The 6,891-nt window shown below is 55.2% G+C and carries 12 protein-coding genes; all 12 read right to left on the reverse strand.

Going from position 1 to position 6,891, the window contains the following annotated elements; genetic code table 11:
* Window positions 1–48: 48 nt before the first annotated feature.
* Entirely contained in the window at window positions 49–600 is a 552-nt protein-coding gene (locus tag IPN69_08610) for a hypothetical protein (GenBank protein ID MBK8810775.1), read from the reverse strand.
* Window positions 601–643: 43 nt separating this feature from the next.
* Window positions 644–820, reverse strand: a complete 177-nt coding sequence (locus tag IPN69_08615) for a hypothetical protein (GenBank protein ID MBK8810776.1) — start codon at window positions 818–820, stop codon at window positions 644–646.
* A 3-nt stretch (window positions 821–823) separates the two neighbouring features.
* Window positions 824–1,429 (reverse strand): hypothetical protein, encoded by a 606-nt coding sequence (locus tag IPN69_08620; protein ID MBK8810777.1) that lies wholly within the window; start codon window positions 1,427–1,429, stop codon window positions 824–826.
* Between the two features lie 544 nt (window positions 1,430–1,973).
* Window positions 1,974–2,396 (reverse strand): hypothetical protein, encoded by a 423-nt coding sequence (locus IPN69_08625; protein ID MBK8810778.1) that lies wholly within the window; start codon window positions 2,394–2,396, stop codon window positions 1,974–1,976.
* Entirely contained in the window at window positions 2,387–2,962 is a 576-nt protein-coding gene (locus IPN69_08630) for a recombination protein NinG (GenBank protein ID MBK8810779.1), read from the reverse strand. Before IPN69_08630 ends, IPN69_08625 begins: the two co-directional genes overlap by 10 nt.
* Window positions 2,963–3,194: 232 nt before the next feature.
* Window positions 3,195–3,485 (reverse strand): hypothetical protein, encoded by a 291-nt coding sequence (locus IPN69_08635; protein ID MBK8810780.1) that lies wholly within the window; start codon window positions 3,483–3,485, stop codon window positions 3,195–3,197.
* 15 nt (window positions 3,486–3,500) lie between these two features.
* A complete protein-coding gene (locus IPN69_08640) occupies window positions 3,501–3,905 on the reverse strand; it encodes a recombination protein NinB (protein MBK8810781.1) in 405 nt (134 codons plus the stop codon).
* A 241-nt stretch (window positions 3,906–4,146) separates the two neighbouring features.
* Entirely contained in the window at window positions 4,147–4,572 is a 426-nt protein-coding gene (locus tag IPN69_08645) for a hypothetical protein (protein MBK8810782.1), read from the reverse strand.
* 454 nt (window positions 4,573–5,026) lie between these two features.
* Entirely contained in the window at window positions 5,027–5,233 is a 207-nt protein-coding gene (locus IPN69_08650; GenBank protein ID MBK8810783.1) for a hypothetical protein, read from the reverse strand.
* A 17-nt stretch (window positions 5,234–5,250) separates the two neighbouring features.
* A complete protein-coding gene (locus IPN69_08655; protein MBK8810784.1) occupies window positions 5,251–5,811 on the reverse strand; it encodes a hypothetical protein in 561 nt (186 codons plus the stop codon).
* On the reverse strand, window positions 5,808–6,116 hold the full coding sequence (locus IPN69_08660; GenBank protein ID MBK8810785.1) for a hypothetical protein: 309 nt from the start codon (window positions 6,114–6,116) through the stop codon (window positions 5,808–5,810). The genes IPN69_08655 and IPN69_08660 overlap by 4 nt, the downstream gene beginning before the upstream one ends.
* A complete protein-coding gene (locus IPN69_08665) occupies window positions 6,113–6,349 on the reverse strand; it encodes a hypothetical protein (protein ID MBK8810786.1) in 237 nt (78 codons plus the stop codon). The genes IPN69_08660 and IPN69_08665 overlap by 4 nt, the downstream gene beginning before the upstream one ends.
* Window positions 6,350–6,891: the final 542 nt, after the last annotated feature.

Below are 6,891 nucleotides of genomic sequence, written 5' to 3' on the forward strand. Positions count from 1 at the left end.
ACCGTCGAGGGCCGCCTCTGCATTCCCTGCCATTATATACCATTAAAATCAAGAGTTATCCAATATTTTCTTCGCTAGTTTCTCGTCCCGCATCATGCGGATTCTCGCCCCTCTGGCCATCGCGTGCTGCCGGCGTTCGAGGTCGGCTAGCACGTCCTGCGCATAGCGCGAGTCGATACGCCGTATTTTCGCCCCACTACAGGATCCGCACGGCACGTCAGACAGTCGGCCGGTGCCGACCTGCACCTCATAGCCACGCCCACTGCAGGCAGGGCAGGCCGGCGCCACAATGAACGCCACGGCATGCTCTGCCGTCCGGATGATTTGCGACTCTGTGAGGTTCCACGCGAACCGACTCGACCTGCGCCTGACAATGTCCTTCACCCCTTTGGCGAGCCGCGCCGTTTCTAGTGGCGTCAGGCCATCGGCTACCATCCGCCACAGCGAGGAGGCGATCCGGTCGTGTATCCCAGCCAGGGCCATTGCGCGCAGATAATGCACACGCCGTAGTTTCGTATGGTCCCGGCCCTCGTCGAGCGCCCCGTTCGCAATGCATTCGATAGCAATGTCTGAAACGGTTTTGGGCTGCGAGCCGGTCATTTAAGCCGGCTCCCGCGCGCACCGCAGTCCGTCCGGGAATGGCTCATTGTCCCTTTCTCGGCTTGAGCCAAGTCGGCCACAAGACGCCAGCTTTGGCGCTGGAGTCGGCCGTGATGCCTAGGGCCTTCATCTCCGCGATTATTCTCCGCTCGATATCTTCGGTCGTTAATACGATGTTATTGCGCAGTTCTTTGGTTGTTGTTTCGGTCGCTCTTTCCATGATCTACCCCTTCCTGCAAGAACTGTTGATGAGACTTAGCAATTCTTGCGCTGCAAGAAGCGCCCCATCCCGCTCGTGCGCATAGATAAGGCCGATAACTTGCCGTGCTTTCTCGTGGAAGTCGGCGTACAGCGCGCGGGACAGGTTCTCGCGGGCTAGCTGCAGCGCCTGCTCGTACTCCAGTGCGTTTGCCACGAATCTCACACTAACTACGAGTCTAGCCTCGTATTCTGTCCCCTGGCCGACCTCTATCACGGACCTGACGGACAAATCAGCCCGCGGAGTCAGTAGATTGTTCCACGCCAGAGAGGGGAGGTCCTTAATTCTCTCGACCTCAAGCCGATCAATTATATCCATGTTCGCTCCAATCTTTTCCGTTGTCATGATGCTCGCCGCAGTCCACCCGGCCTTGCTGTCGAATTTGATCTTTCCCGCCCTGCGCAAAGACTGCAGTCGTTCCTCGATCACGCGATAGGCTTTGCGCCCAAGTTCGTCAGCAATCCGATCCGCCTCGATCCACACTGCGCCAGCAGCAATGCACGCGAAGCGAACGCCGTGCGCCCCGACGCGGGAAAGAATCAATCTGTCTAGCTCATCGTAATTGCTCATTTTTCATACCTCTCCGCGTAGGTGTGTGGTGTATGCAGCCGAATCGTTCCCCAACCCAAAAACCTCCACTCTCGTTGTAGTCATAAATCAGCATGTCAACTTTCTCGGTTTCAGTCTGCCCCCAATCCCCCTCTGATAGTTTTTCGCTTTGGCAGTGACCGGTTTTGTCTCGGTGCAGGCAGGTTCCGCAAACACCTCTAACATTTACGGCAGCCGGACCTTGCGCCGGCATAGATTCGGTGTTCATTGTTCGCCCTTTCTCGTCGCAAGGTCCGATTACGTCAGCGTTAGGCCCGCTCTTCAGCTGCTAGAAGCGCAGCGCGCGCAGCGCGCATTGCCTTACACTCGCCGAATGTTGGCCTGTCAATGTCCACTCGGTCGGCCGCGAAGACCATGCCATGCAGCGCGCGGCGCAACTGGTCAATCAGTTCTGCATCGGTTGGTGCCGCCGCGCGCAGCTTGTTCTCGCGCGCTTCCGCTGCCGCGCAGCCATGCGTTCGGCAAATCGTCGGATGGCTGCATCCAGCGCAGTGTATTGTCATCGTCACTCTCCTGCCGGGCCTAACCCAGCGTTCGGCGTCATGGATTCTGGCCGAAAGTTTGCCACGAAATTAGGGTAGTAGTCATGGCAGTTGTCGGTGCCAACCTCAATCACGGTCTGGCCGGTGCCAACGTCGATCAGTTCCAATATGTCGGAGCCTCTACCATATTCGGAGAAAGGGCGATGCCGGCCAACGACGCGCACAGGCTGGAAAACATTGGTCATCGGCCAGTCGCCAGCAGTGATTTCTTTCATGGTGCTACGGCAGCCGTCCTCCGGGTCTTCGGTGACCGTATAGACGTTCCCATCCAGTCGAAACCGCATCGCCTGGCATGCCTTGAATGGCTCACCCCATGTCTCCACTTGTTCGGTCGAGAAGTCCACCGCGTCAAGTATGTGCTCGCCTACCAAATCTTTCAGTTCCATGTTTTTCCTTTCGTCGTTCTTGCCCTTGCGGCCTTCTTGGAGAAGATTTTTTTCACTCTCTTTAGGTACTCGATGTCAAACTTTCTAACGTCGTTGTTTGATTCGACCGCCTCAACCTTCTCAATCCCAATTCTGGAAATCATTCCAACTCGTAGCGCGGCGACGTTTCCACCTAAGTGGCGGTTGCACTTGACGCACGCAGCCGCTGCATTGTGCAGATGAAACCTAAGGTGAGGTGCCGCACCGATGCTGCGATAGTGAGAACAGTCCATTGTTCCACCGAACTTTTGATCTGGCATTGCCCCGCAGCTCGCGCATGGCTTCCCATAATCGCGCATGCGCACGTAGTAGTTCCAAGCCTTCTGCGCTTCCTTTAGGTAGTCTGATCGAGTCTTGATGGACTCTCGTCGGGCCTTGATTTCCTTGCGCTCTACGGCTTGTCGATTCTTCCGCGACTTGTCTGCAGCCTTATCGGCGTATGCGACCTGGCAGGAAAAGGCTTGGCAAGTCGGCTGCATCGGGCGAACTGGCTCAAATCTCTCTTTGCAGATTCTGCAAGTTTTCATTTCTGCCTCATTACAGCCATCGTGGCGCGCCTCAACTCCTGCGCTGCATCCTTCCCTCTAGCCGCCTCGACTCGTGCCAAGAAGGCAGTCCTAAGTGCGTTTGTGGGCATTGCGGCCAGCATCCTAGACTCGCACTCTGCCAGGTATGCAGGGCAAGACGAGCAGACTACCGTACCGGATAGCAGGGTGACGGGCTTTGTCTCTATCGTCTGACATCCTAGGCACTCTCCGCTCACTGGCCGTTCCAGCCAAGCAGTGCTCTCACCATGTTTATAGCCTCACCGCGCTGCTTGTGCGTCATCATGTCGCGCAATACCTTCCGCGCTTCATAAGCAGCCTTCTCCGGCGAATACAGCGGAACCGGTGCCATCGGTTCGTTATTCACATGCCACAGATAGCCATAAGCCAGCGCCATTGCAGCGCGCAGCCGTTCAATCTCAGTAGCAGCCTCGGCTCCAATCGCGCCGGTCAGCGGCTGGTAGCCTTTTTCATCGATATCCATAATCCGTTCAACAATGTTCATTTCCGCTCTCCGTAGTTAAGACGGGGCCACTGCTAACCCGTAAGCTGGTAACAGAATCCCCTTCTGGTATATCCAAGCCTCTTGATACTCGATCACGCTCGACATCCTGCTGGAACTCATCGAGGCCGACGATTCGCGGATATTCACCATCTCGCCCTCAAGGCCCTCAACAACCTCCGCCCCGAGTCCAGTAGCGATGGCGTGCCCCGAGATGAATAGCGTTTTCCACTGCTGCGCCGTGATCCGCTTTCCGCCGAATTCCGCACATTTCGCCACATCTCCGCAGGTTGCGTGAAACTTCGCGTTCTGTGCAGGTGTTCGCTTGCGCTCTGCCAGCCACATCAGCATGCCGTCAGGAGAGGAGTAGATCGCATCTACTGCTAGAGGCCTTGTTACGGAGGATAGGGTTATTGGGCGCATCGTTATTTGTCCTCTGACAAGATACGCCACGCCAGCGTCCTGCGATGTATGCCTCCTGCCGCATCTATAGTTTTCACGTAACACGTCTTGAGCGGAACACCATCACGCCGTAGCGCCCTCACCACTTTATCCGGATCTGCACCACCGATCCAAATTTGCGGATCAGTCAAAGTCCTACCTGCCTCAAACTGAGACAAGCACCAAGCCTTTTGCTCTGCAAATGTATTGCACTGCCATAGCATTATTGGGCGCATATGTAATGCTCAATGCTATCTTCACCAAACTGGAATGCGTGCTTGTTTCGATCTTCAATCGGAACAACAGTACCTTTTTTCCTTGCGTGACCGATCGTATCGATCCATGATTCATCGTCAAAAATGACGCCGAATTTAAACCCTCTTGATCCGCACGATGCGGTTTGTATCGTGCCTTCGGATCCGACAATCAAGAAGTGCGAACAATGCGACCATCCTGGCGCTTGAGAATAGTCCGGAGTCTTCGTTAAACGCACGCGGTCTCCAACCTTAAACGGCGAAAACCGCTCCATCAGGAGATCATGAGCAGCAACCAACTCGAGTAAATAAAACTCAAGCGGTCCTCGACCGAGCATATGCATGGACTCCCGCAGCATCTTTGCTGCCTTCTTTACGTTCTGGTAGTCAATCACATTTGATCTCCTGTCATGGCTTGTGCAGACACGTCTCAACGCAGTCGGCATGCCCAGGTCCGCCGGGCTCTCCGTAGTCGTAGTCGCCGCACACCTTGCATCGATAGACAGCTTGGCTGCAACCGTCTGTATAGTCTTGCGGGCAGTGCCGACCTCCATCGCTCTCCCAAAGATGCCGTCCATCCTTGCATGCGTCGCTGCCGAGCTGCATGCTCGCCTCTCGTATCAGACGATTGAGGATGTCTGTCGTCACGCTATGTACCTCCTACCGTGTATCGTCTCTGTCGTTAGATAGATCAGGCACAGGCAGTGGAAGGCGGTCATTCCGTGAAACACTTTTTTGTTCCACGGGGTCTTGCTGGCATTTTCACAAGACAACCAATGTGCAGGTTCCAACTCTCAAAAAAAACTCCGTGGAACAGCCGTGGAACACTGTTTCCTGGCGTTTTGTGCATCAAGGTCTCGTCCGGTACGTGCAAATATCGCGCGCCGTGCTCGCGCCGCAGCCGAAACGGGCCGCGAGAGTCCCGTAGCCGAACCGATTCCCGCTCTGCGCTTTTCCGATAGCGTAAGCCTCGCGCATCTGTGCCACCTGGGCGTCGCTGAGCTTCGCTCTGTGGTGTTGCTCGCCGACCACACAGCCGGTATGGTTGCGACGCATGTTGGGCTTGCGGATGGTCATTTCGGCTCCCCATCTTGCTGCACGGCGTCGAGTTTCAGCGCCGTCTTCCCCGGACGCCACGACAGCACGATGCCGCGTGTCGCTTCGTTGAACTGATTGATTGCAGCTTCGATGGGGGGCGGAAGGTCTTCCTCGCCTTCTGGAATATCATCGCCCCACTCGCTACCGTCGAGCGGTCGAACAGTAACCGGCCTGCAGATGATGAGGCGCATGCCTTCCAAAGTCATGTCGTCTGGCAGCTGGTCTTCAGCGTCGTCGAGCGACGAGTAGTATTCGGACAGCGCGTCCGAGTACAGCACCGCCTTGCCGTCCCATTCCTCTCGCGGCATGGCGTCGTATTTTGCGATGTCGGCAAGTTCTCGGCACCCATCGCATTTGGTGTAGGGCTTTCGCGCCGGCTTGCCGCACGTCTTGCACAGACAATGTGTGCTGCTAGCATACCGTGCGGCTCGCTCGTCGAGGTAGATGAATCCATCTATGGTTTTCCACCCATGTACGGTGACGGCGGTTACCGCTTCCGGGTCGTCCGGAAGGATGATTCTCTCGTCAGTCTTCATTCGATGTCTTTCAGCGCTTCCTGCGCGTTCTTGATTGCCAGGCTAGGCAACCACTCACCATCCGCAACTCGCGTCAGAACCATCCTCGCCCAGTCCAGCGGATCAGGTGGTTGGGCATTAGCCAGATGTTTCGCATAGGCCATAACCGACTCACGGTCCAGCCCAATACGCCGATCGATAAGCCAGTCTCTGTCCTTCATGGTCGCGGCGTACTCGATGTTCTGAAGGACTTCGGGGTCTGTACCCTGCGGCTTTGCAGGGACGTAGTAGGGTTTTTCAGGAGGTGCGGCGTCAAATCTGCTCATGATGTCCGCCAAACCCTGACATTTGTTTTGTCCGCCAATGTACGGGTTGCGAAAGTCTTTCCGTTTCTTTTACCGTATAGGGCCGCACTTGCTCTCGCGTTCTTGTATTGATTCTTGTCCACTACAAAAGAATCTCCGACCTCCATTGAATCAAACGGAAACCGCCCTTTTTTATAAGGTTGCCTCTTTTCAAGAGGAACTCCCTTTTCAATCACATATTCAGACTGGCTCATGGTATTTCTTCTCCCAGATTTTCAAGAAGTTTGCTTCCTTGGTGATCCACTCTAGGTTCGCAACGAATACCTTGCGACCGTTCCCCGGAGTTGCCTGCCCTGAAAGAAACTTGCTTGCAGAGCAAAACTTAAAGAACTTCTCCCACGTCTCAAGGTCTGGTAGCTCCCCGGATTTCCACCGCTGCCTGATCTGCGCCCTTCTGGCTTCCGATAAGCGAACGACTTTAGGCATTAACGGGCAGTGTTCGTGGTACAGATCGACTATTTTCTGGTACGGAATAGGGTCTAAACGCACCGCGTTTGGACTAATAGCCCCGTTAGGGGCTATATAAGGTTCACCTGCCTCTGCCTCTGTATACTGCTTGGGCTTACTTGGCTTATCAGTGCTTACGCTAGGCTTATTATGCTTACTGTCACGCCAACGCTGCTGTGCCAGCCGGTTCTGTTCCCTGCGATCTTCCTCGCTCCGAATTGCACGGTACTTGCCGTGATTAACTACGCGCCAACCCCAAGATCGATGGTCGTCTATCTTGATGATTCTT

The organism is Acidobacteriota bacterium (assembly GCA_016715115.1).
Classification (GTDB): Bacteria; Acidobacteriota; Blastocatellia; order Pyrinomonadales; family Pyrinomonadaceae; genus JAFDVJ01.